The following is a 24,632-nucleotide window of genomic DNA, read 5'->3' as shown; positions in this document are numbered from 1 at the left end:
TACCAACAGCAATTTCTGGTGCGGCGTTTTCGTTGTTTAAGTCAGGAAAAATTATTGGACGCAGTTATTGGCTACTCTTATTTTTGCATGGGTACCATTTTTGGGGATGAGGATATGGGAGAAGGGGCAGTGTGGCAGAAAAATGATAGAATTATTTCGATGAAACCACACGAATGATAGAGCCTGGTTACCCACTTAAATGATAATATACTACACAATCTGCAGCAAAATCTGCAGATTGTGTAGTATATCAATTATAATGGGTAATCACATCTCCAAGGAGAGGTAAATTTTCCCGGATCAATGTTTTCTGATTTTAACTTTTCAAAAAGTTCTTCCTCGCTATTTACATAATATTTTTTTTTATTATGCATGATTAAATCCTCATCACCTGTAAATTCACCTATCTTGTCTTTCTCAAGTTCAAAGTCCCGGATCAGATACAAATGTTCAGGAACATTTTTGTTTATAGGTGCTGATTGGGGTTTATAAATGGCAACCCATCTTCTATATTGATCACAACTTGGATCAATTTCTGCGGCAATATGTCCTCCGCCCTTTAATCGGTTATAAACTGCTAGGTCAAAAGTTTTCTCCATACAATTAATTAAAAAATATTCTTGTTACCTCTCCAGCCTCATTATGAATCTGCAGATGCATTATATCACCATGTGGATTCTCAGGTCCGTGTCCTATTAACCGTCCGGTTTCATCAAAAACATCATCCCAATGATAATGTCCCTGAAAAGAATAATACGGGATTTCATCTTATTAATTAATCTTGTTTTTTAATATTTCTATTTCCTCTTTCAGTTCCCGGTGCTGCTGCTCCATCTTCAACAGGTAAAGAGTCAGTTCTTCCACTTTCTGCAGCAGTTTTTTATTCATTTCCGCTACATCCAGTCCCTCCTTTTCTACTTCTGCAGCAGTTGGCATATCCGGCAGGTGTTTGTGCTGCTGTATATAGCCGGCTAACTCAGACAAAGCTGGTAATTGATAATCGTCTGCAAATACATAGTCAGGCCAGGAAGTATAGGTTTTCACTTTTATTTTGGTAAACATGGCATCTCCATTTACGGCAAACTTATACCCCTTGGTATCTTCCGTACCAATGCCTACGTTACCGCTGCCGGTAATGATCATCCTTGAAGTACCCTGGGTAAAGAATTTCATTCCTCCATACGCGGCTGCCCATAATGTAGGCCCGCTTGTACTCCAGCTATCCATTAGCCATTGTATGCCATATTGTGGCTGTATCTTACCATCATAGGTAAAACGGTCAGTAAGGGCTACTCCAAACTGGGTACCCTGCTGTACCTGGATATTGCCTTCACCGTTAATGCGCATGCGTTCTGTAATAACAGAGCTGCCTAGTCCTGCAGTCAGGAAACGGAGCATTGAAGCGTGAGCAGTACCATCCGTCCAGGCATCGCCCGTTATAGCCTCTATCTGCGCTCCTGTTCTGTAGACACCCGCGGCTGGGTTAGAGCCAAACAGTACGCCGCCTAAGCGCTGGTTAGCGACAGTTGGCGTGCCGCTATTGTACAATCTTACAAAAGCTCCGCTATTGGTGGAATAGGCAACTGTACTTTGGGCTGTAATACCGGATGCTCCGGAAGCGGTTACCACATGCAAGGGGAAAGCAGGACTGACAGTACCTATCCCTACATTTCCTAAACCCGCTGCATTCAGCAAAGTATTGTTGCCTGCCAGGTTGATCTGCAGGGGTTTTGAATTAAAGCTCTGTAAATAACTGTAAGTGGCATTACCCCCCAATGCCAATGCGCTGCCGCCCTGGCTTATATTCACATCATAGGTGTTAATACTGCCTGATGTAGCCTCTGTAGCAGAAACAACATGCAGCAGATTAATTGGTGTTATGCCTATACCAACCTTATCAAAGGTTTGAGTAGTTTGTGCCTGGCTAAATAAGGGTAACAAACATATTACCACTAGAACAGGGATATACTGCTTCATATGTAAGGGATTATAAAATTCGTCATCAAAACCGTTTGGCATAAACGTCAAAATTCTTCTTATACTACGCATACTATCTGCATACTCAAAAATTATATCCCAATCTTAATTTAATAGGATCCGTTCTGGGCACATGTTGATTATATAAAAAGTCATACAGCAAAATAACATTGCCTTTCAGCTTACTGTTAATCTTGTACTTCTTACTAATACCGATCAACGCACTCCCCTGCCAGTTATCTATACTCTTCAACTGCTGCGTATTCTGGAAGTTGCTGGTATAATTCTCCTCAAAGCCGCCATTTACATAAATGGTGCCTTTCAGCTTCCAATCCAGGAAAGAGCGCAATCCCATGCCCTGGCTGGAAAAACGGATATTGTCAAAGCCCGTACCCATACCAAGTTTGTAAGCGGCACCTAAGCCAGCAGTCCCATTCTTATGGAATTTATACGCTACCTGCCCGGCAATGTCACTGGTAGTAGGATAGAATTGTGTAGAGCGCGCGAACTGCATGTTGCCACCGAACTCCAGCCGCTGTAGAAAGCTTTTGGTTTTCATTTCATTAGGCTTAAAGTCCGGCATATCAGCAGCATTATCTACATCCGGGAATTTCTTCTTCAGCTCATTGAACTGCTCCCGTGCCTGCGACATCTGCTGGCTTACGGCAGCACGTGCATCCGGCCCGCTGCCGCCTAAACGTTGTTGTATGAGCTGCTCCACCTGGTTACGGGTTTGCAGGCCTTCCAGCTTTTGCGCGGTGTTGCTGCTACCGGAGAGGTTGAACAAACCTGCCAGCTGGGAATGCTTCTGCAGGAAGTCGTTATAGGCGGGTACTTTCTTCAGAACCTCCATGGCTTTGGCTTCTGCTTTCTTTTTGTCTTTGAGGACCTCTTTATACTCCTTTAGCTGTTGTCCGTAGTAATAAGCTTCCTTGTTGTATTTCCGGAGGTCTTTGGTGAAGCCGGTGTATTGTTCCAGCTGTGCCTTCAACTGCTGCCGGCGTTCGCGGATGTAAGCTTTAATTTGCTCTGCCTGTTGAAATTTTGCCTGCAGGTCCTGCACACTTTTAAGAGAGCCGCTTACCTTATCTTGTAAGGCTTTGGACTGGCCACCAAGATCTTTAGCGCCTTTAAGAAAGGATAGAGAATTTTGCAGCGTATCCAGGTAACCGGAGTAATTAGCACCTAAGGCAGATGGATTATATTTCCCTGCTTTTTGCTGCAGGTTTGATCTTAAACTACCTAGTGAATCAATGGAATGACTGAAAATATTCTTCGCAGCAACGGAATCGATCTTAGCCAGTCTGGATTGCATTTTCTTTTCCTGCCGCTGCAGGCGTTGCAAGGCTTTGGCTGTACGTTGGTTGACCTCTTGCTGCATTTTTCGGGACTTACCAGTCACCTGCGAGAAGTATTTAGCAGGCACTTGGGCTACCGCGATAGCAGTACTATCAGTGGTTTGTGCTTGCGCAACATAACCGCTTATCAGGCACAGGAATATGATAGCAGAACAGATCAACCAATGGCTAACCGTTGATGCTCTTTCATGGTAAGGCATGTACGCTACTTTATTAAGGGATCTAATGCGCGGGCATAGTACAGCACTCTCAACATCCACAAATAGGGTAACGATGATCGCTTATGAAAACATGCAGCAGAAAGTATGGGTTTATGCACTTATGGGTAACAACATTACTTTCCAGGTATAGTTTCGGATGTAAAAGAAAATATTTTTTCTCAGCTTACCAACGTCATGATTACATAAAAATTAAACAAATACAATTCATCTGTCATATAACATTCTTACCCCACCTCGCACTATGGCTTTGAACTAAAATCCGGCTTACCGCTTGCACACTTTTTAGTTATTCCGCTTAAAAAAACAATGCAGGTCCAAAACAATGTGATTCTCCATTAACGCTCCTACTCAAAAACACCATACTGATAATTCTTATCAAACAAAAGACTGAAACATGTTCCCTCGCCCACTTTTGACTTTACATCTATCCCTACATGATCTGACTCAAGGATCTCATATGTAGTTGACAACCCAATGCCTAATCCGCCTTGTTTGTTCGTAAAATAGGGTTTGAATATATTCTTCATGTTCGCCTTACTGATCCCGCATCCATTATCTTCTATCCGGATGAAATATTTACCGTACACTGATTTAGTGCTCAGCTCCAGTATTCCTTTTCCCGAAGTCATTGCGTCAATGGCATTAATAATAATATTGGTCAGTGCAATCTTCATTCTCAGCCTGTTCATTTTTATCTTGCAATCCTGGATAGCATAATTCCTTATAACCTCAATATGCTTAAGTGTGATGCGATCCCCGGCCGTTTCTAGTACTTCATCCAGCAGCTGATGAACGGAATATTGTGCTGCCGGTACGTCCTCTTCCTGCTGGTATTTAAGCAGCCCGGTGATCAGATCATTGATCCGGATTGAGCTGCGCATAATAATATCCAGGTATACTTTCAGGTCATCGTTCTTTATTACGGATTCAATCATTCCAATGGATAAATTGATATTGGTTAAAGGGTTCCTAAGCTCATGCGCCATGGCTGTTAAAAACTGAATGGGATAATCCTTCACTTTCTTAGGCGCCGATGGCGTGGGGTAGCGGCTCTGGCGATCTGTTGAGATCAGGTGGTTTGCAAAATCAATATATGAATCGTGACTAGCCAGGGCGCTGGTTTTGGTGCGAACGGTGAGTGTTTTCATTATTCAGGAATTTATCGAAGTAAAGATGCACATATTTAACCCTATATCTGTTATAGGAAGCTATGAATTAATTATATAATTCACAGGTTATTCCCCTTATTCATACCCGCTTTTAATAATGGTTAAGATCATCTTAAACCGCCCGTTTGGTTGTATGAAATTGGGCGCATGGGCAGGTATAATAATCCCCTGGCCCGATTCCAGGTTATGTGAGATCCGGTCAATTACGATCTCCGCCTTGCCCTCAATGATCTGGGCAAAAGTGTCAAAGGGAGAGGTTTTCTCCGTTAACCCTTCTCCACTGTCAAAAGACATGATGCTGATATTACCGGTTGATTTCCTGATAATAGTCTTAATCACCACTGCATTAGCCATATACTCTATAATTTCAACTATGATGTGTGATTTTGATTTTTCGAGTTCTGCAAATTCAGGCTTGCCGTATTTATGCTCATTATCCATAATGTAAAGTTTTATTTAATCGTCAGGATCAACCACAAAGGTCCTACTCTTTTTACCGGTAAGCATTACAGAACTCCATAAATATGTTTCATTATTCACACATCGTCCAGCATGGAGCGTCTTTTCTCCTTAAGCTGTTTAAAATGGGAAGGGGTCAGGCCGGTTGTTTTCTTGAACTGGGTGGAAAGATGCGCCACGCTGCTATAATGCAACAGTGCGGCGATTTGGGTGAGATTAAGCTCATTGTACACCAGCAATTCTTTTACGCGCTCAATTTTATGGGTAATAATGAACTTTTCGATGGTAATGCCCTGTACTTCTGAAAAAAGATTGGAAAGATAGGTGTAGTCGTGGTTTAGTTTTGAGCTTAAAAATTCGGAAAAATTTACGGTCAGGGGTTCCTCTGAATAATGCACCAATTCAACGATCACATTTTTTATCTTCTGGATCAATACGCTCTTTTTATCATCCATTAACTCAAGCCCCCACTTCAACAGGCCGGCCTTGAGCTGGTCATGCTGTTTGATTGACATATTCTCCACAACTTCTACTTCGCCTAATTCCACCGCCGTATAATGCAATCCCAATTTGGTCAGTTCGTCTTTCAAGACCATTTTACAGCGGATACAGACCATATTTTTAATATAGAGCTTCAAGTTTTTTTAATTAATAAGGTGTTTTTACTTATATGAACGACAGTGCTGGGGAGAGGATGGAGAACCGGATATGCCGGTAGAATCTGCTTAAATATAGGTATAAATTTCCTTACCCGGCTATTTCTGTGCAATTGATTATGTGCAAAGACCTTCCATATAAAGTAAGTTGGCCATAACCCGGTAATTGTTCATACCTTTAGAGTATCATTGATATAATACCCACCGCTACCCGCCAGGAATATCCGCATACCTTCACTTGTACGATCTGCTTGCATTTCAGAAAGGCGTTGGAAGATTGTTGTAATAATTAAAAATTATGAAATGGATACTTATGTTAACAGTCTGAATGAATTAAATTATTCAAAAGACGAGCGGCAGAAAAAGCTGCGCCAGATGGTTGAAGATGCCATTAAGGAAGAAAAATTAATTGTTGACCAGCTGCAACATCCGGCAAAGGAAATTTTATCTCCGGGAGAAAAGCTTTCCGACAAAGTTGCTTTATTCGGCGGTAGCTGGAAATTTATTATTATATCCGCCATCATTTTAGCACTTTGGATTTTCTCAAATAATGCTGTTATTAAGAGAACTGCTTTTGATCCTTACCCATTTATATTATTGAATTTAGTGCTTTCCTGTATGGCCGCTCTGCAGGCGCCCATTATTATGATGAGCCAGAACAGAAAGGAAAATACAGACCGGAAGCGAGCCGAAAATGATTACCTCATTAACCTGAAATCAGAAATTGAAATACGCAACCTGCATCAGAAAATAGACATGTTAATGGAGGAACAGCTTCAAAGCTTAATGGAAGTACAATCGGTAGAAATAAAGCTCTTGCAGGAATTGCATGAAAAGTTTGACAAGCAAAATCATGTATTATGAGTAATACGTTTTCAAAAAACCAGTTAATGCAGGCCATCATTCGCCTTACCACAGAAATGGGAATGAACTACCCGGAGCTGTATACATTTTTAGATGAAACGCCTTTATTCCTTTCCAATAAAATAGATGATGAGATCTCCTCTGCTGATCTTACAGAATATTTTGATACGCTTAAAGGTCAGATACGGAATTATGTCAGAACTCATTCAAAAAATATAGCCGGGAATTATGGGATAACAAGGCCGGCATGAATTACTTCTCCCTCACCCTATACAAATACAGATCCCCATACTTCTCTATCGCTCCCTCCCTTTTATCTATCAGCTCCAGCTTAAAACAATCCACAAACTGCGGATCCAGCTTACGCAGTGCCTCCGGCGAATAAATAGTCATGAAATACACATACCGCAAATTATTATCCGCCATGTACTTCATCATACCATCATAATGCGCACTTTCACCACTAATAACAGTCTTAAACACATCCGCCTTCCACTTCAAAAAAGTTACCTCCTGGCCCAGGTCCACGCAATAAAAAGGTTTATCTACAAAAGCGGATAATACATTCAAACACCAGTAATCTGTAACTATTTTGTCACTGGGCGGTACTTCCGAAAATAACCCATGTGCTCTGTAAGCATTTGAAAAAGGATAACGGATATCCTTTGTAACAGCGATCGCGCCACCGGCCAGCTGCAATGCCAATAAAATACCTGCCAATCTACGCGCCCCAAGGGTAGTAGGCGTTTCACTGGCATGTAACCAATACGCCACAATAAACCCGATATAAATAAATCCTACGTAACGCGCGCTGGTTAAAGGAAAAATAGCAGCAGTAGCAAAGGTGAGCAATAGATTCACGCCAAACAGGAGCAGGCTTTTCTTGTTACCACGGAGTATAAAAAATACCAGCACCAGTAAGCCTAATGAAAAAATTGGGTTAACGATCTTTAACACCGGGAACTGCCGTTGTGCATCTATCAGGAATTGAGTATTCCAGAAATGGCCGTCCCACCATACGGGTATGGGCATCAGCGCCCGCAACGGCGCCAGTACAATAGTGGCTGCCTGCTGTTTTAGCTGCCACTTGTTGCTAAAGAATTGCGGGTTTAACACACTGTCCGCTGGCGGAAAAACAAAGCTTAGCGCCGGGATGACCAGTAATATCCCCAGCACACCATGTAAAATCACTAAGCCGGCTTTCTCTTTTTGTTCTGCGCAGTATATTAAGAAGTACAGGTGCAGGCTGCCGGCCAGGAATATGCCCAGCAAATGGGTATTGGTTAATAAGAACAGCAGCAGGTAATATACTAACAGCTTACCCCCGAACTGCCGGCGTATGATCATGCAAATGCAAAAAGCCAGCAGCAGGCCAATGGCATAGTTCCGGCTTAAGAGGGTGAACTCAAACAGTAAGTAATAGCCAAATGGCATCCATATCCGGCTTGCAACAGGTATATCGGAATGCAGCAGCAATATGTAAACAGCTACTATAACAATACACAGGTGTACCGCCTGTATGCCGCCCAGGTTATGCGTGAACTTTGAGATGGTAAAAAGGATCAGGTACCATAAAGGCGGATGCCCTTCATAACGGATATTGCTGAGCAGCTCCCACACGTTTTTACTGGCTTTCGCAATGTTCCAGCTATGGTATTCATCGCCCCAAAGCTCGTGGCGGTACATAGCGAAGCAGAACAACATTACGTAGATAATGAATACAGCCCAAAGCAATGGTTTGGAGGATGTGGATCTCATTTGGGTAGTTTGCTTGATGTAATTCTACCCCCAAAAGAAGATATTATTTCCGGCATTAACAAACAATCCTCGATGAACAAAAGACAAGGTGGTAATAGCACCCAAACAAAAAAAGCGGAGCCGCTGCCCCGCTTTAATAAAATAACTTCCCTTAATGCCCCACAGCCGCCATCTCCTCACAGGCAGTCGCGCATTTTCTACACATGTCGGCGCACCGTCTACAATGCTCCATGCCGTGCTGAGCATGTTTTTCGCATTCATCCGCACAGGCATTACAAATGTCGGTACATACGCGGCAAAGCTGATCGCTGAACCGGCCTTCCATGCTCATTACAGTGGCAGCGGCATTACAGATCACAGCACACTCAAGATCAAGCTGGATACAGGTCTTCAGCATTTCCACATCTTTTTCATTCAAACAGGCCACAGCGCATTGGTGGCAGGCGGTAGCACAAGCCTGGCAGGCTTCCAGGCATTGTTGATACTGTTGATTGGTCATAAGAAATGTATTACAGGTTAAACAATCGTATTTGTTATTATGCCGCAATATCGCGGCCAATTATAGTGCGGAGTTCCCTTGTTCTCATAAACGATTATTAATAAATTTTCCTACTTTTAGCGCAAGGCGTCTCAATGGTATGCACATGCAGTATAATGATAAGGAACTATTCCAGCTGATCTCGGAAGGCAACGAATCCGCTTTCCGGCAGCTCTTTCGCAGGTATGTTCCCGAGCTGCGCCCCCTCATCCTCCACCTGACCAAAGCCCCCGCCATTACAGACGATATTATCCAGGAAACCTTTCTGCGCATATGGATCAGCCGCGATAAGCTGCTTGAAATAGAAAACCCGCACTCCTGGCTGCTGCGTATTGTTTTCCATCAATCATTCTCCTACCTGCGCAAACAGGCCGTGCATCATAAAGTAATGGATGCCATTAGCACCCACGCCGCGGCAGAGGAGCACATCAGCACCACAGAGGAAAGCATCATCTACCATTCCATGCTCAAACAGGTAAGCATGGCCGCTGCACAGCTACCGCCGCAGGCTAAACGTATTTACCTGCTAAGCCGGGATAAGGGCCTGAAAATACCGGAGATCGCCCGTGAGCTTTCCATTTCCCCCAATACCGTTAAAAATTCCCTGGTAAGGTCCTTACAGTTTATCCGCAAACAGCTGGAGCTGTCCGGCTACCTTTTTCCCACACTTATAATATGGCTGCTCACAGCCTGAAAAAAATTTTTCTTTTCCATAGGTCCTAATTGTTTACTTACGCGTCTGTTAATACAGGGGGACTTTCCGCGATGCCGGATTCTACGTTTATGAGATTGCCACGTTTAACATTTAAACAACCAACAAATTGTCTATACAAGACCGTTTAGCATACCTGTTGCAACAGGCTGTGCGTCAGACCGCTACCGTTGCAGAGTTACAGGAATTGTCGGACCTGGTTCAGGCCGACCAAAGCGGCGATACCGCCCGCCTGGTGGAAATGCTGCTGCGTAAAGATCTTCCGCCCGGAACAGCAGAATATGACGAAACCTATTGGGACCAGGTAGCCAATAATATACTGGCTGCTGACCGCCCGGAGGAAATGCCTGCCGGCAACGTAATACCAATACCACAGCGCCGGCGCGGGTGGATGGCAGCAGCCGTTATCACCGGCGCGGTACTGCTCTCCGGAGGGGCGTACTGGTTATTACAAAAGCCCGCTCCTGCCCCGCTGGCGGCCGTTACGCCGGCGCCTGCCCATGATGTTGCCCCCGGTGGCAATAAAGCAGTGCTGATCCTGGCAGATGGTACCCAGATGTCATTGGATAGCACCGCCAATGGCCTGCTGGCGCAACAAGGCAATACAAAGGTTTCCAAACCCGGCGCAGGACAGCTTACCTACACGCAGCAAACAGCGGGCAGCACCGCGCTTACACAATACAATACCCTGCGCACGCCACGCGGCGGCCAGTTCCAGGTAACCTTACCGGATGGCACCAAAGTATGGCTCAATGCTGCCAGCACCTTAAAATATCCCACTGCATTTACCGGCACCAGCCGGCTGGTAGAGCTGAGCGGCGAAGCTTATTTTGAAGTAGCCGCCAATGCCGCCAAACCTTTCCGGGTAAATGTGCTTACCCATACCAACGGCAGCCCGGATAGCATGCAGGTAGCAGTGCTGGGTACCCATTTCAATATTATGGCGTATGAAGATGAGCAGCAGGTTAAAACCACCCTGCTGGAAGGCGCGGTACGCGTAAACAGCCATGGCAGCAGCAAACAGCTGCGTCCCGGCCAGGGCGCCAGCCTGGATAAGCAACAACGTACACTCACTCTGCAGGACAATACAAATACAGAAGAAGCAGTAGCCTGGAAAAACGGCTTTATACAATTGGAAGGCAACGACATTACCTCCGCCATGCGGCTCATAGCCCGCTGGTACGATGTGGAGGTGGTTTACAAAGCGCCTGTGGCTGCGCACTTCCGGGGCATTATACCCAGGAATGTGCCCGTATCACAGGTATTAAAAATGATGGAGCTAACCGGAGAAGTACACTTTGAAATAAAGGGGAAACAGCTGATCGTATCGCCCTGATCTATGCCACTTAAAAATACTACGTTAAAAAACTGAACACATGAGTCCTTAATGTTTATTCCTACACCTAATCTCTGAAGGTCAAAAAAAACCGGGAGCGTTCGCGGCGCCCCCGGTCAATTCAGGCCTGTAATTACAATCGCTTACGGCAATTTTCATTATCAACCCAAACCATACAAATGTATGCAATTGACGCTTTTTTCCCAAAGCGGGCCAAGAAGGCTCGCGTGGGGCAAAACATTTCCACGATTATTAGTAAAAACATTCCTGATCATGAAATTAACGGTGCTTTTGATGACCATCACCCTGCTGCAGGTACATGCGGCCGGGTATGCACAAACAGTTACCCTTTCGCAACGGAATATTTCCCTGGACCAGGTCTTTAAAGAGATCCGGAAGCAAACCGGTTACGCCTTCCTGTATACGGATGAACAGCTGCAGCACCTTCCGAAAGTGAGCCTGGAGCTGAAGAACGCCTCCCTGCAAACAGCGCTGGACGCCTGTTTCCAGGGGCAGCCGCTTACCTACAGCATCTCTGATAAGGTGATCATTATTAAGCGCAAAGCGCTGCAGGCGCCACCTGAAATTGCACCGCCGGACCAGGAAATAAAAGGCCGCATCACCAATGAAAAAGGCGAGCCGCTGCCCGGTGTAACCGTACAGCTGAAAGGCACCACCCGCGGCGTGGTAACCAATGAAAATGGTGAATACACCATTACCGTACCCGCCGGCAATGCCATACTGATCGTTTCATCCATCGGCTATAATAAAGAAGAGATACCGGTATCCGGCAAAAATGAAGTATCTGTTACGCTGCAACCTTCCGCCTCCAACATGAATGAGCTGGTGGTGGTAGGTTATGGCGAACAGAAAAGAGGCTCGCTTACCAATTCCATTACATCCGTTTCAGCAGCTGCATTCAAGGATCAGCCGGTGAACCGCCTGGACCAGGTGTTACAGGGCAGGGCCGCCGGTGTGCAGGTAACCAATGCAGCCGGCTCTCCGGGCGGTAGTGTAAGAATACGCATACGCGGCGCCAATTCCATTAGCCTGGATAACGGTCCCATATATGTAGTAGATGGCTTTGTAGGAGCAGAATTTTTTTCCATTATCCCGGACGACATTGAATCCATACAGGTGCAGAAAAATGCCTCTGCAACTGCCATTTACGGCAGCCGCGGAGCCAATGGCGTTACCCTCGTTACCACTAAAAAAGGCAGCAAGGGCGGTTTAAAGGTGAACTTTACCAGCCGTTACTCCTCCGCCACCGTTATCAAAAAGCTGGACCTGCTGAATGCCGGCGACTTTGCGGAAACGGCCAATGCACATGCAACCGCCGTAGGCACCACCAAACCGTTTACAGATGCGCAGGTAGCAGACTACCGCGCAAAAGGCGGCACCAGCTGGCAGGATGAGATCTTCCGTACAGCGCCCAGCCAGGAATATTTATTGAGCCTTTCCGGCGGTAATGATAAATCCGGCTACTTTATTTCCGGCAACTACCTGGACCAGGATGGCGTGATCAATAATTCATTCTACAAACGTTACACCGTAAGGTCTAACATCAACTCCAACCTGGCCAAAGGCATCTCTACCTTCCTGAACATTACCGGCTCTTACAGCACGGCGCAGAATGTAGATATACCCGCAGACGGCCCTAGCAGCCCATTGGCGCAGGCCATCACATGGTCGCCCACTGTGCCGGTACGGCAGGCTAATGGCAGCTATACCATCAGTGATCCTGTAGGCTCCCTTTTCTATAACCCGGTAGCTTTAACTACAGACCGGCTGGCCGTAACAGAAAGAATGCTGGCTAACCTGATGGGCGGTTTCCGTTTTGAGCTGTTGCCGGGCCTGAGCTATAACCTGCAATATGGCATCAACTATCTTGATTATGATAACAAAAGTTTTGCAGGCAAGGTTACCAATGGCGGCACAGCTACCAGCAGCTACCGCTCCAACAAAGAGATCAAGCTGCAAAATACCAACACCCTTAACTATCGCCGCTTATTTAATAACGTGCATAGCCTGGATATTACAGCGGTGATGGAATACCAGCAAACTACGTACAACTATGTATCCGCCGGCACATCTAACCTTACGTACGAAAATTTCCAGTGGAATAACCTGGCATTAGGTACGCCCGGCAGCCCAGGCTCCGGTTATTCAAAATCGGGCCTGTTCTCGCTGGTAGGCCGTATTAACTATGGCTATAAAGATAAATACTTGGTATCCGGCGCCCTGCGGCGCGATGGGTCTTCCAAGTTCCAGGGTAATAATAAGTACGGTTATTTTCCTTCTGTGTCAGCAGGATGGATGATCAGCAACGAACCTTTTATGCAGGATGTACCCGTGATCAGCACCCTGAAGCTGCGCGGCAGCTGGGGTTTGACAGGCAGCCAGGGTATTAATGCATACAGTACTTTTTCATCCTACTCCAACAGGATAGCCTCCTTTACTAACAGCACTTTTCTGAATGGCATTGTGCTGGGCAACATTGGCAACCCTGATCTTAAATGGGAAACCACCGAGCAAAAAAATGCAGGGCTGGATGTAGGCCTCTTTAACAACCGTGTAAATCTTACGGCAGATTATTTTGTGAAAGAAACGCGCGACCTGCTGCTGAATGAAACCCTGCCCCTGTACCTGGGCGGCAATACTATTACCCGCAACGTTGGTACAGTGCAGAATAAAGGCTGGGAGCTTTCAGTGGAAGCTGCTGTAATAGACAAAGGCGCTGTTAACTGGAACACCTCCCTGAATGTATCCTTCATTAAGAACAAGGTGATATACATAGGTGATGGCAAAAAAATGATCTTTGATCCTAACACCCGCAAAATAGGCGGTGGCATGTCGCCGCAATCAGAGTTTGTGGTAATGCCCGGGCAGCCGCTGGGCGCCATCTGGGGGCTTACTTACCTGGGCACCTGGAAACCGGGCGATGCAAAGGCAGCAGAGTATGGCGCCAAGGCCGGAGATTCCCGCTACCAGGATCTGAATAGTGATGGCCTGATAGATGCCAACGACTACGGTGTAATAGGTACCGGCATTCCCCGCACCTCCATTGGCTGGAACAATACAGTTTCTTACAAGTCCTTTACCCTTAACCTGATGTTCCAGGGCCTGTTAGGCTTTGATAAGCTGAATTACAACAAAGCAGCTGCCATGTACTACGGCGGCGATGCAAGGGAAGCTACCCTAACAGAGATCAAAGACCGTTACATACCCGGCGTTAATGAAACATCGGATATACCCGCTTTCAGCACCACTAACCGGAACTTTACGCAAAGCACCCGTTTCCTGGAAAAAGCAGATTTTCTGCGGTTGAAGAATGTGAGCCTGTCTTATGATATACCTAAATCAAGAATAAAAAATGTGCTGGGCGTTAAAGTATTTGTGAGCGCCACCAACCTGTTCACCTTTACCGGTTACAGCGGCATAGATCCGGAAGCTAATTCTGATGCAGGCGATCTGCGGCAGGGCATTGACTTTGGCTCTTATCCGAATGCAAAAACCATTACCGGGGGCGTTACCCTTAGTTTTTAAATATAACGTACATGATTAAACGACTCCACATGAAAAAGATATACATAGCCGCCTTGCTGCTGCTAACAGCAGGCTGCAGCAAAGAGTTAACGGAAAATCCCAGGGGCCTGGTAGGCGGCGCTGCCGCTTTAAGCAGCCAGGCCGGCCTTGAATCAGCGCTCACCGGCGCATACGGCAGCTTAATGGTACCCTGGACCAGCGGTTTTACCAGCGTGTCGCAAATTGCTATGACCATGGGCGGCGATGACCTCACCACCCACCCCGGCTCCAATAAAGAAGAGTTCCGGGAGTTTGACCGTTTTAATGTAACCTCCCTTAACAGCCGCATGACACCCATCTGGCTGGGCTGTTACAAAACCATACAATCCACCACCAACATCATCAACAATTATACACAGGTGCAGGATGGTACTGAAGCCACAATACAAACCATTGTAGGGGAAGCCAGCTTCCTGCGCGCGCTGAGCTACTACTGGCTTACACGCCTCTGGGGCGAGGTGCCCATTATTCCTTCGGAGATCTATTCACCGGACTTCCTGACCCTTACCAAAAGCAAACCTGCTGATGTATATAAGCTGATAGAAGAAGATCTGGCAAGGGCGGAACAATGGGTGCCCAACAAAAAGCGCGATCCGGGAAGGCCTAACAAAGGCTCCGTAAAAGCGCTGTTGGCAGATGTGTATCTCACGGAAGCCGGCTGGCCGCTGAAAGATCAGTCTAAATATGCCATGGCAGCCGCCAAGGCCAAAGAGGTGATAGATCATAAAGCAGATTATAGCTTTGACCTTTACCAGGATGGGTTCTTAAAGATCTTTGCCGGTGGCACCGTAGAAGATGTGTTCACGCTGTTTACCCGCGGGCAATGGTCTACCTACAACTCCTTTTACGGCCTTTCCACTATGCCGGAGAATGAAGGCGGCTGGAGCGATTTTTTCCCTGAGCTGAAATTCTTTAACAACTTCCCGGCAGGCTCCCGGAAAGATGCTACTTTCTCTACTGAATTTGTGGTAAGTGGCGATACTATTTCCTGGCAGCAAACCACCACCAAACACCCTTATTATAAAAAGTTCACCATACAGCAGGCGGGCGATAAAGCCGTGTATATGTCTAACAACCCGGTGATCATGATCCGGTATGCGCATGTGCTGCTGATCTATGCAGAAGCGCAGGCAAGATCTGCAGGCACACCTAACGCAGACGCATATACTGCGGTGAATGCCGTGCGCCAGCGCGCCGGCTTACCGGCCCTGGCCGCAAATATGACGGGCGCTGATTTTGCCGCTGCAGTGGTAAATGAACGCGCCTGGGGATTTGCCGGTGAACGGAGCCGCTGGTTTGTCCTGGTGCGGCTGGACCAGGTAGCTGCTGCCAATGCCGGTAAAGACCCTGCCGACCTGCAGCCCGCAGGCCCCATTACCCAGGCCGGTTACTGGATGCCCATACCCGGCGTAGATGCATTGGTGAACCCGAATTTATAACAACAATCCAGGATGATTGTCCTATGAAACAATAGCCAGAAACCACGTATTAACAGGAAACCCGGGACCGGCGCAGTAACAGAACTGCGTCGGTCCCTATTTACCCACGTAAAAATGAAACCCGTTATGAAAAACATTTCAACACTCTTTGTGTTGCTGCTTGGCATGCTGTTAAGTGGCAACAGGCTCCATGCGCAATTCCTGCTGCTGGATGATATGGAAGGCAATGGCCCCTGCGCCGGCAGGTGGAACTATTACGCCGGAAATACCACTACCGGCAAAGTGGAATTTGGCGTGCCCAATCCCAGCATCTCTACCGTGAATCCCAGCCCGCTGGTGGCCAAATTCACCAAAGACACTACCTGCTTTGAATACATGAGCGCAGGATGCAGCCTTACAGATTCTTTTGACCTGGCAGCCAACAGCATATTTAAAATGCTGGTGTACAGCAGCACGCAGGACGAGATCATGTTTAAGCTGCAACCCGGCGACAACTATTCAAAAGCAGTGTACTTTACCTATAAGGTAAGCCATATTAATCAATGGGAAGAAGCTACTTACAATTTCCAGAGCGTAAAGAACAGAACAGACTTTAATCGCATTGAAGTACATTTTATTGATGGCAAAAAAGCCAATGGCATCCTGTACTTTGACCTGGTGCAGGGCCCCAACTCCACTGGTATTACCCTAAAGGACACCAGCATTTTAATGGGCCAGGAAAACGGCGCCACGCTCACCGCCACGGTACGCGGCAGTAAATTTGACAGCGTATTAACCACTGCCGGCTGGACCAGCACCAACCTGCCCGCAGGCGTAAGCATAGGTAACGTGCAGCGCATAAACGATACTACCGCACGTATTACGCTAAGCGGCAGCTCACCGGCCAACTACTCCCGCACCACGCTGAAGCTGAACATAGCCGGGGGCGAGCTGGCAAACGCCAACACCACTTCCTACCAGGCAAAAGGCAATGTAGTATTTGAAGGCAACCCCAACTGGACGGTGATCTTTACAGATGAATTTAATACAGACGGCAAGCCCGATGCCGCCAAATGGAAAGTAGACCCGCAGCCTAAAGGATGGATCAATGGAGAGCAGCAGGTATACACCGATACCACGCATGATAATGCGCTTGTAAAAGATGGTAAGCTCATTATTAAAGGCAGGAAGGATTTCCCTACCGGCAATAGCGCAGAGCCCTGGTCATCGGCCCGCCTGATCACACAGGGCAAGCTGGATTTCAAATACGGTAAGGTGGACGTGCGCGCCAAGCTGCCCCGTGCACGCGGCTCCTGGCCTGCCATCTGGCTTATGCCTACCAGCAGCGCCTATGGCGGCTGGCCCAAAAGCGGGGAGCTGGATATGATGGAGCATGTAGGCAATAACTTCGGCACCGTACTCTCTACCGTGCACACACAAAACCACAACTGGACCAACGGCGGCCAGGTATCCGCCAATAAGAAGCTGATGGATGCAGATACCGTGTACCATACCTATAGCATGGAATGGGGCGCAGATTCCATTACCTTCAGCTACGACAGCATACATGTGCTTACTTATCCCAACCCGCATACAGACTGGAAAGACTGGCCCTTTGATCAGCCGTTTTACCTGATCCTGAATGTGGCCATTGGCGGCGGCATGGGCGGTACTATTGCAGAAGCAGACTGGCCGGATAGCATGGTAGTGGATTATGTGCGCATTTCCCAGAAAGGATTAGGCACACCGGTGCTGGATACGGTAACCGTAACACCAGCCACTCTTTCTTTTTTGCCGGGAAAAACGCAGCAGTACACTGCCAAAATACTGGACCAGAACGCGCGGCCAATTGCTGCCACACCAGTATGGAGCATAACCGGCGCAGGCAACAGCATTACCGCCAGCGGGCTGGCCACCCTGAATGATACAGCCATAATTACCGCCACAGTAACCGTAAACGGTGTTACCAAAACAGGCGTAGTACGTGCAAACAAACGTGCAGCCCATTACAAACCTATCCCCGCAAAAATACAGGCGGAAAGTTTTGATAATGGCAATGCCTGTTGTACAGAAACAACCGCCGATACCGGCGGCGGGCTGGATGTGAGCTACATAGGCAGCGGCACCTGGTTTGAATATGATATTGATGTACCGGACAGCAGCGAATACAGGATCCAGTTCCGCGTGGCGGCAAATACGGCCTCCAGCCTGAAAATACAGCTGGATACCGCAACCCTGCAAACAGTAACCCTGCCGGCCAGCGGGGGCTGGCAAAAATGGAGCACAGTAACCTCATTGCCTGTACGTTTATTACCAGGCCAGAAAACCATCCGCATCACCGCTAATAAAGACGGCTGGAACTTTAACTGGCTGCGTTTTATACGCGCAGATTCTATTCCATTAACACGCATCGCCGTTAAGCCGGATCCGGTAACCCTTAACACCGGCGAAACAAAACAATTCACCGCCACCGGTTACGGACAGGATAGCAGCGTGTTTATGCTGCAGCCGGTGTGGTCTGTTTCCGGTACAGGCAATACCATTAGCGCAAATGGCCTGTTAAACGCCCCTGCTGCCGGCGATTATACCATTACAGCCACAGAAGGCGCTGTAAGCGGTATTGCCACAGCACACGTGGTCACAGCCCCGGTGCTCACCCGCATAACCCTTGCGCCGGACACGGTTACTGTACCCTTAGGCGCATCCCAGCAATTTACAGCTACAGGATATGATCAGCGTGACAGTGTTTACACCTTCACTCCTGCCTGGGCGGCCACCGGCGCAGATAATACCATTAGTGCAGGCGGCAATTTTACGGCCGGTAACACGCCGGGCAACTATGTAGTAACAGTATCTGGTGGTGCCGTAAGCGCCACAGCCGCAGTAACTGTTGGTTATACCTGCTCTGTTAATGACAAATATGAAGCAGAAAGCGCCTCTAACCGCGCTACCACCCCCTACCTGGAAACCTGCACAGATGTGGGCGGCGGGCAGGATTTTACCAACCTGCATGTAAACGACTGGTTTGCCTACAGTACGCTGAACGTGCCTGCAGCGGGTAAATACACCATCAGCTTCCGGGTATCCGCCACAGCGCCTGCCAAATTATGGGTAGGGCATAGTGGTTATAACTTTGGCAGTGTTGATATCCCATCCACCGGCGGCGCCTGGCAAACCATTACAGATACCATTACCCTGCCGGCGCTCTCCTATACAGGCATCCATGTGCAATCGGGCACTTTTAAGTTCAACTGGTTCAGTATTAGCAACTGCGCTGCGCCGGCAGCCGATTCCTCCGCTGCCCGTATGGCTTACAGCAGTGTAAAAACCGGTATTGAAACCGGCGATGTAAAAAGCGTGCGGCTGTACCCCAATCCTACCACCGACCAGCTGACCCTGGAATTGCAGGAACCGGTGTACCGGGTATGTACTTTGCTTGATATGCAGGGCAATGTGGTAAAACAATGGGCCCTCGCTAAAGGGCAAACCAGGGTTAGTCAGCACATTGGCTCCCTGATACCGGGTACGTACCTCTTAAAATTAGAAAATGAGCATAAAAAGCTCACTTTGAAAGTGGTCAAATACTAATTGAAAAGTAAAAAAGCAAAAGGTAAAAATTAAAGGGAATGCAGCGAAGTAAGGTTTAAACCTAACCGCTGCATTCTCTTTTTAATTTTTATTTTTTGCTTTTAATTTATACTGCGGCCCCACTGCAATCGGTGTCCATGGCTATTATTTTTTATTTTCAGTTAAAATTGTTTACTTTGGTTTAACGGATTTTTTAGATCAGCAGCAACAAACATTACAGGTTATTATAGATTCATCACCTCAAACCACGTATACTCAAATAACCGTTCCTAATTAGCTTTAAGCAGTGCAAATGAACCTACGTAAAACCCTCTACACTGTTATCGATATGGGTACCGGCCCGGTCAGGGACCGCCATGAAAAATTACTCATCAACAAAGTTAATGGGGTTGCCTGTTCATTGATCGTGCTAAGTTTGATCTTCGGCCTCCTGTTCTACATCCTTTCCGGGCACCTGCTTATATTAATAGCCACCACGGTAGAAAGCCTGCTTTTTGTGCTGATCATTGCCCTTAACTATTATAAAAAACATGCGCTGGCCGCACTGGGCCTGCAGCTGGTGCTCAATGCAGCTATCCTGTATTTTGGCCTGTTACTGGGCAAAGCAATAGACGGGCTTTGGCTGGCGCTGTTCTTAATTGTCACCTCTTTCCTGTTCCTGAAAACCGCCGCGGCAAGGCGCATCAGCCTCACAGGCGGTATCATTTCCCTGGTATTAATAGAGCTGAATAAATTTTACCCGGTAGTAACGCCTTTCCCCTTCACGCCAACGGTGCTGCTGGTAGTACATTACTCCGCCATTGCTGTAATACTGTTCATTACTGTGCTTACCTTAATGCATTACCTGCAATACAACAAGCTGCTGGTAACTGCTGTAAAAGGGCAAACCCGTGAGCTGGAAAACGCTAACCGTTCCCTGAAAGTATTTATGCGCGAGCTTACGCATGAGATCCGTACCCCGCTGAATGCTATTTACAGCATTGCACAGCTGAAGCTGATGGATGCGCCGGATAGCGCTACCAATGAGCACCTGCACTACGCCTGCCATAACGTGTTAAGCATTATTAACAACGTGCAGGACCGCAGTAAAATGGAAGCAGGCAAACCGGATGAGATAAAACGCGAAGCCTTTGATATACGCAGCTGGATCCGGGAAGTATGCAACATTTACAGCTACCTGGCCCGCAGCAAAGCGGTGCAGATAGAGGTAGAAACAGGGGAACAGCTGCCCGGCCTGATGTATGAGGACAAAACCACGCTTACCAAGATCGCTAACAACATTATAGGTAATGCCATTAAGTTCAGCCCTAAAAATACAACCGTTACCGTTAGTATGCACCAGGTGAATGGGCAGTGGCACCTTGCAGTAGCAGACCAGGGCGCAGGCATAAGCCGGGAAAAGGTAGCCACCCTGTTTGATGAATTTACCCGGGAGCGCATCAATTTTGCAGAAGGCACGGGATTGGGTTTGAACATAGCGCAAAAGCTGGCCTTTCAGCTGCAGGGCCATATACAGGTGTTCAGCGAGCAGGGTAAGGGCACCATGTTCATTATATGCCTGCCGGTGCATGAATGTAAAGAGATCATTGTGGCAGATAGCCACCCGGAATATATTGACAATCATATTTTCCAGGGACGTAAAGTGCTGCTGGTGGAGGATGACCATATGAGCCAGCAATACCTGCATAAGTACCTGCACAGTAAAGGTTTTGAAGTAATACTGGCGGAGGATGGCATGGAAGGGTTATACCGCGCCACCTGCGACCAATTCGATATTATTATTTCCGATATTGGGCTGCCCCGCATGGAAGGCCGGGAGCTGCTGGCGCGCCTGAAAGCCAATAAGTACCTGGCCCATGTACCGGTGATCATTACCTCGGCAGACACGGCTATTAAAGAAGACCTGCTGCAGGCAGGAGCCGCAGGCTGCCTGGTAAAACCGGTGGATTTTAAACAGCTGCATAAAGTACTGAAAGACACTATAATTCAGGCTATACTAGCCCCGGAGCACCGGGCTTAGACACTACGCGCGGCACTTTTTGCAATTTTAGTTAAAATGCTTTACCTTGTTGGTGATTAGGCTTCAGCTCAGCACGTACTCAATAACCATAATCTTTAACCATCTCGTATGAATGCCCGTGGCAGGTTACGCTGACTTCAATTAACGCTACTCCCTTATGGCGATATTAAGGAACATTATAAGAACCGGTACCCAAAATGTGGATGAAATAGCCAAACATGCTATTATAGCGGTAAACCGCTTTAGCCTGGTATCTCTCCTCTTAACTTCCTGCTTTGGAATTGTTTTTTATTTCCTGACCGGAGAGCTGCAGATACTGGCCGCCGGCCTGACAGAAGCTGTTTTGCTGGCAGGCGTATTATGGCTGAACAGCCGGCACAAACACCTGTGGGCCAGCTACGCCTACATATGCATTATTAACGGTTCCCTGGTATATTTCAGCGGCATCCTGGCAGCTATTATAGAAGTGCACCTGGCTTTTTTGCTGATGTTCGGCGCCTCGCTGCTGTTCTTCCGGAAAGACAGGGACCGCATGATCAGCATTGGTATTACGGCGCTTACCTTACTGTTGTGTGAATACAACTACTCCTACCCTTTTATAAACCCCATCTTAAAAACAGATTACGAGCAAATGCTCCTGCGCTGGCTGGCCCGGCCCGGCATTATTTTGCTGGATTCCCTGGTGCTGTGGTATTACAAAAAAACCAACGAAGCGCTTTACAGCAGCTTAATGAAACGCTCTGAAGAGCTGGAAGCCGCCAATACTTCCAAGAACTTTTTTATACGCGTTACCAACCATGAGCTGAAAGGACCTTTAAATGCCATTCACGAAATAAGCCAAACCCTGCTGCTGAATGATGAAGTGGATGAAAGCCCTTCCCTGAAGCCGCTGGCAGAGGACCTGTACACAGCCAGCACCACCGCCATGCAGGAGGTAACCAATGTGCTGGATATGTCGCAGATAGAAGCGGGAAAAATTAACCAGGTAGATAACAGCTCCATTAACATACGGCAGTTCCTGATGAACCTGTGCAAGGTGCACCAGTATACGGCCAACCGCAAAAAGGTAAGCATAGTAACAGAGTTTCATGATCAGCTGCCGCTTACCATTATCAGCGATAAGGCCAAGCTTACCAAAGTAATGAGCAACCTGCTCGTGAACGCGGTAAAATTTACCGCCCCTAAAAGCCGTGTAACAGTTAAGGCCTATGTAAAGGACGGCCTGCTGTATATGGCGGTAAAAGACCGGGGCAAAGGTATTGAGCGGGAACGCCTGCACACCATCTTTGACCCGTTTGAAACAGAACAGAACAGCCTGATGGAAGGCAGCGGCCTGGGATTGTTTATTACCCGCCACTTTATAGAGCTGCTGGGCGGAAAGATCACCGTGAACAGCAGCCCGAAGGAAGGTACTGTTTTCACCCTTCATATGCCGCTCATAGCCGGGCAGGCAGAACCACAGGTTACGCAGCCCGCCATTGCACCCGCCGACTACAGCGGTAAAAAAGTGCTGATCTGTGAAGATGACGAAATAAGCCAGCTATACCTGGCCAAGTTCCTGGAAAGGGCTGGCTGCACTACCCTGCTGGCAGATAACGGCGCCAAAGCCATTAACCTTGCCCAGCAGGAAATGCCGGACCTGATGATCCTGGATTCCCATATGCCGGTAATGAGCGGCAGGGAAACGATCACGCATATACGCAATCATCCGCATCTGGCACACTTACCCATTATAGTAATTTCCGGTGATGCCTATAGCGGGGAAAGTGAAGAGCTGCTTACCGCCGGCGCCAGTGAATACCTGCTAAAACCCGTGAGCTTTAGAACACTGAGCGACGTGATGCGCAAGTACCTCACTTCCCCGGTAAATAACAAGCGGCTGCCACCGGCTCAGGCCATCCGGTAGCGGGCCGTATCCATCCAGCTCCAGTCAATATTGCCGCGCATCATAGTAGCCAGCGCATTTACAAAACGCAGCAGCTCTTTATTAACAGCTTCCTCAAAAACCGGCAGCTGTGCAGCCAGCCGTATAAACTCCTTCACCTTATCATCATGGATCTGCGTGGCTTTAAACACAGCATCTTCCAGCGTCAGGTGTTCATGATTCTTCAGTAACATTACCAGGTTCATCTCATCGCCCTGCTGCAATTCCTTGCGGTAAGAAAACAGGTCGTTAGCATAACAGATGGTATCAGAGCACAGGGTAATAAGGGTTTGCACCGTATTATGCCAGCGCACTTCTTCCGGCAGGTGGATGTTCTCCATGATCTCTACCAGGTCTGCAAAAAAGTTGGCGCCGCCAAACTCCTGCCGGAACTGCATGTATTCAGCTACTGCAGGCATGCGGTGCTGTTTCACCAGCTCTATACGCCAAAGGTTTGCCACAAAGGCCCGTTTCATGCTTTCTGCAAAACGGTTTTGCCAGGCAGGTGTGCTGAGGCGGCAGATCCTTTCCCAGAAATCACTGATGGCCGCCAGTGAAGGGCCGTGTTTTTCCAGGGTTTTGGTTTCATGTAATACCAGGATGCGGCGTACCTGCTCCAGGAACATTTCAAAGTTCTCTTTTTTACGCACAGCTTCCGTGTCGGCAGTAGCTTCGTCGTACTGATCGTCTAATACAAATAACAGGGTGTTCAGATCTGCAGCTATACATAATGCTTCCAGGTTTGCATTTGGAAACATACGCGCCACCATCCAGGTGAACCGCTGCCGCCGGTAATGGTCCATTACTTCATTGGTTGTAATGAGGTGAAAGGCTCTTACCCAGTAAGTGGTATGCGCATCGGCCTGTTCAACCAACGGGTTTAAACGGGTCGGAAAAGGACAATACAATGCCGGATTGCCCGTAGAGCTTTTAATGAGTGCCATAGGAAATAAATTTTGTTTGAGGATAATATAGCTAAATTTGAGCAATGTGGGGATAACCTATGCAATGCAGGCCCATTACGGCTTTCCGACTGAAATTATTCTGCA

General features: G+C 47.5%; 18 protein-coding genes. 9 read left to right on the top strand and 9 right to left on the bottom strand.

The window, feature by feature from the left end:
• Positions 1–254 precede the first annotated feature (254 nt).
• The 6 genes from KVT36_RS05340 to KVT36_RS05315 all read right to left on the bottom strand — a co-directional run bounded on the left by KVT36_RS05340 (position 255) and on the right by KVT36_RS05315 (position 5,822).
• Positions 255–599: a hypothetical protein gene (locus tag KVT36_RS05340; RefSeq protein WP_217602463.1), complete on the bottom strand. Its 345-nt coding sequence runs from the start codon at positions 597–599 to the stop codon at positions 255–257.
• A 172-nt stretch (positions 600–771) separates the two neighbouring features.
• The gene (locus tag KVT36_RS05335; protein WP_217602462.1) at positions 772–1,977 is read right to left on the bottom strand and encodes a hypothetical protein; all 1,206 of its coding nucleotides are present in this window, start codon (positions 1,975–1,977) and stop codon (positions 772–774) included.
• A gap of 85 nt (positions 1,978–2,062) precedes the next feature.
• A complete protein-coding gene (locus KVT36_RS05330; protein ID WP_217602461.1) occupies positions 2,063–3,358 on the bottom strand; it encodes a hypothetical protein in 1,296 nt (431 codons plus the stop codon).
• A 542-nt stretch (positions 3,359–3,900) separates the two neighbouring features.
• Positions 3,901–4,704: a nitrogen regulation protein NR(II) gene (locus tag KVT36_RS05325; RefSeq protein WP_217602460.1), complete on the bottom strand. Its 804-nt coding sequence runs from the start codon at positions 4,702–4,704 to the stop codon at positions 3,901–3,903.
• 96 nt (positions 4,705–4,800) lie between these two features.
• The gene (locus KVT36_RS05320) at positions 4,801–5,166 is read right to left on the bottom strand and encodes a cupin domain-containing protein (protein ID WP_217602459.1); all 366 of its coding nucleotides are present in this window, start codon (positions 5,164–5,166) and stop codon (positions 4,801–4,803) included.
• Between the two features lie 95 nt (positions 5,167–5,261).
• Positions 5,262–5,822, bottom strand: a complete 561-nt coding sequence (locus KVT36_RS05315) for an AraC family transcriptional regulator (RefSeq protein WP_217602458.1) — start codon at positions 5,820–5,822, stop codon at positions 5,262–5,264.
• Positions 5,823–6,215: 393 nt separating this feature from the next.
• Between KVT36_RS05315 and KVT36_RS05310 the strand changes: the two genes are divergently transcribed.
• A complete protein-coding gene (locus KVT36_RS05310) occupies positions 6,216–6,704 on the top strand; it encodes a DUF1003 domain-containing protein (RefSeq protein ID WP_217602457.1) in 489 nt (162 codons plus the stop codon).
• Complete coding sequence (locus KVT36_RS05305) at positions 6,701–6,955, top strand: hypothetical protein (protein ID WP_217602456.1); 255 nt, start codon at positions 6,701–6,703, stop codon at positions 6,953–6,955. Before KVT36_RS05310 ends, KVT36_RS05305 begins: the two co-directional genes overlap by 4 nt.
• Before the next feature lies 1 nt (position 6,956).
• Here KVT36_RS05305 and KVT36_RS05300 read toward each other — a convergent pair whose 3' ends face one another.
• Both KVT36_RS05300 and KVT36_RS33135 read right to left on the bottom strand, forming a co-directional pair.
• Positions 6,957–8,462, bottom strand: a complete 1,506-nt coding sequence (locus KVT36_RS05300; RefSeq protein WP_217602455.1) for a hypothetical protein — start codon at positions 8,460–8,462, stop codon at positions 6,957–6,959.
• A 151-nt stretch (positions 8,463–8,613) separates the two neighbouring features.
• Positions 8,614–8,787, bottom strand: coding sequence for a four-helix bundle copper-binding protein (locus KVT36_RS33135; protein WP_368670001.1), 174 nt, complete (start codon positions 8,785–8,787; stop codon positions 8,614–8,616).
• A 319-nt stretch (positions 8,788–9,106) separates the two neighbouring features.
• On the opposite strand from KVT36_RS33135, the gene KVT36_RS05290 reads away from it, so the two are divergent.
• The 7 genes from KVT36_RS05290 to KVT36_RS05260 all read left to right on the top strand — a co-directional run bounded on the left by KVT36_RS05290 (position 9,107) and on the right by KVT36_RS05260 (position 23,565).
• On the top strand, positions 9,107–9,694 hold the full coding sequence (locus KVT36_RS05290) for an RNA polymerase sigma-70 factor (RefSeq protein WP_217602453.1): 588 nt from the start codon (positions 9,107–9,109) through the stop codon (positions 9,692–9,694).
• A 127-nt stretch (positions 9,695–9,821) separates the two neighbouring features.
• Positions 9,822–11,048 (top strand): FecR family protein, encoded by a 1,227-nt coding sequence (locus tag KVT36_RS05285; protein ID WP_217602452.1) that lies wholly within the window; start codon positions 9,822–9,824, stop codon positions 11,046–11,048.
• Between the two features lie 273 nt (positions 11,049–11,321).
• The gene (locus KVT36_RS05280; protein ID WP_217602451.1) at positions 11,322–14,594 is read left to right on the top strand and encodes a TonB-dependent receptor; all 3,273 of its coding nucleotides are present in this window, start codon (positions 11,322–11,324) and stop codon (positions 14,592–14,594) included.
• A gap of 29 nt (positions 14,595–14,623) precedes the next feature.
• A complete protein-coding gene (locus KVT36_RS05275) occupies positions 14,624–16,072 on the top strand; it encodes a RagB/SusD family nutrient uptake outer membrane protein (protein WP_217602450.1) in 1,449 nt (482 codons plus the stop codon).
• Between the two features lie 126 nt (positions 16,073–16,198).
• Positions 16,199–19,639: a carbohydrate-binding protein gene (locus KVT36_RS05270; protein WP_217602449.1), complete on the top strand. Its 3,441-nt coding sequence runs from the start codon at positions 16,199–16,201 to the stop codon at positions 19,637–19,639.
• Positions 19,640–19,931: 292 nt separating this feature from the next.
• On the top strand, positions 19,932–21,659 hold the full coding sequence (locus tag KVT36_RS05265; RefSeq protein ID WP_217602448.1) for an ATP-binding protein: 1,728 nt from the start codon (positions 19,932–19,934) through the stop codon (positions 21,657–21,659).
• A gap of 157 nt (positions 21,660–21,816) precedes the next feature.
• On the top strand, positions 21,817–23,565 hold the full coding sequence (locus tag KVT36_RS05260; RefSeq protein WP_217602447.1) for a hybrid sensor histidine kinase/response regulator: 1,749 nt from the start codon (positions 21,817–21,819) through the stop codon (positions 23,563–23,565).
• On the opposite strand, the gene KVT36_RS05255 is transcribed toward KVT36_RS05260, so the two are convergent.
• Complete coding sequence (locus KVT36_RS05255) at positions 23,550–24,527, bottom strand: hypothetical protein (protein WP_217602446.1); 978 nt, start codon at positions 24,525–24,527, stop codon at positions 23,550–23,552. The genes KVT36_RS05260 and KVT36_RS05255 overlap by 16 nt on opposite strands.
• Positions 24,528–24,632: the final 105 nt, after the last annotated feature.

The organism is Chitinophaga sp. GbtcB8 (assembly GCF_019091455.1).
GTDB lineage: Bacteria > Bacteroidota > Bacteroidia > Chitinophagales > Chitinophagaceae > Chitinophaga.
This window is presented reverse-complemented; position numbering and strand designations above follow the sequence as displayed.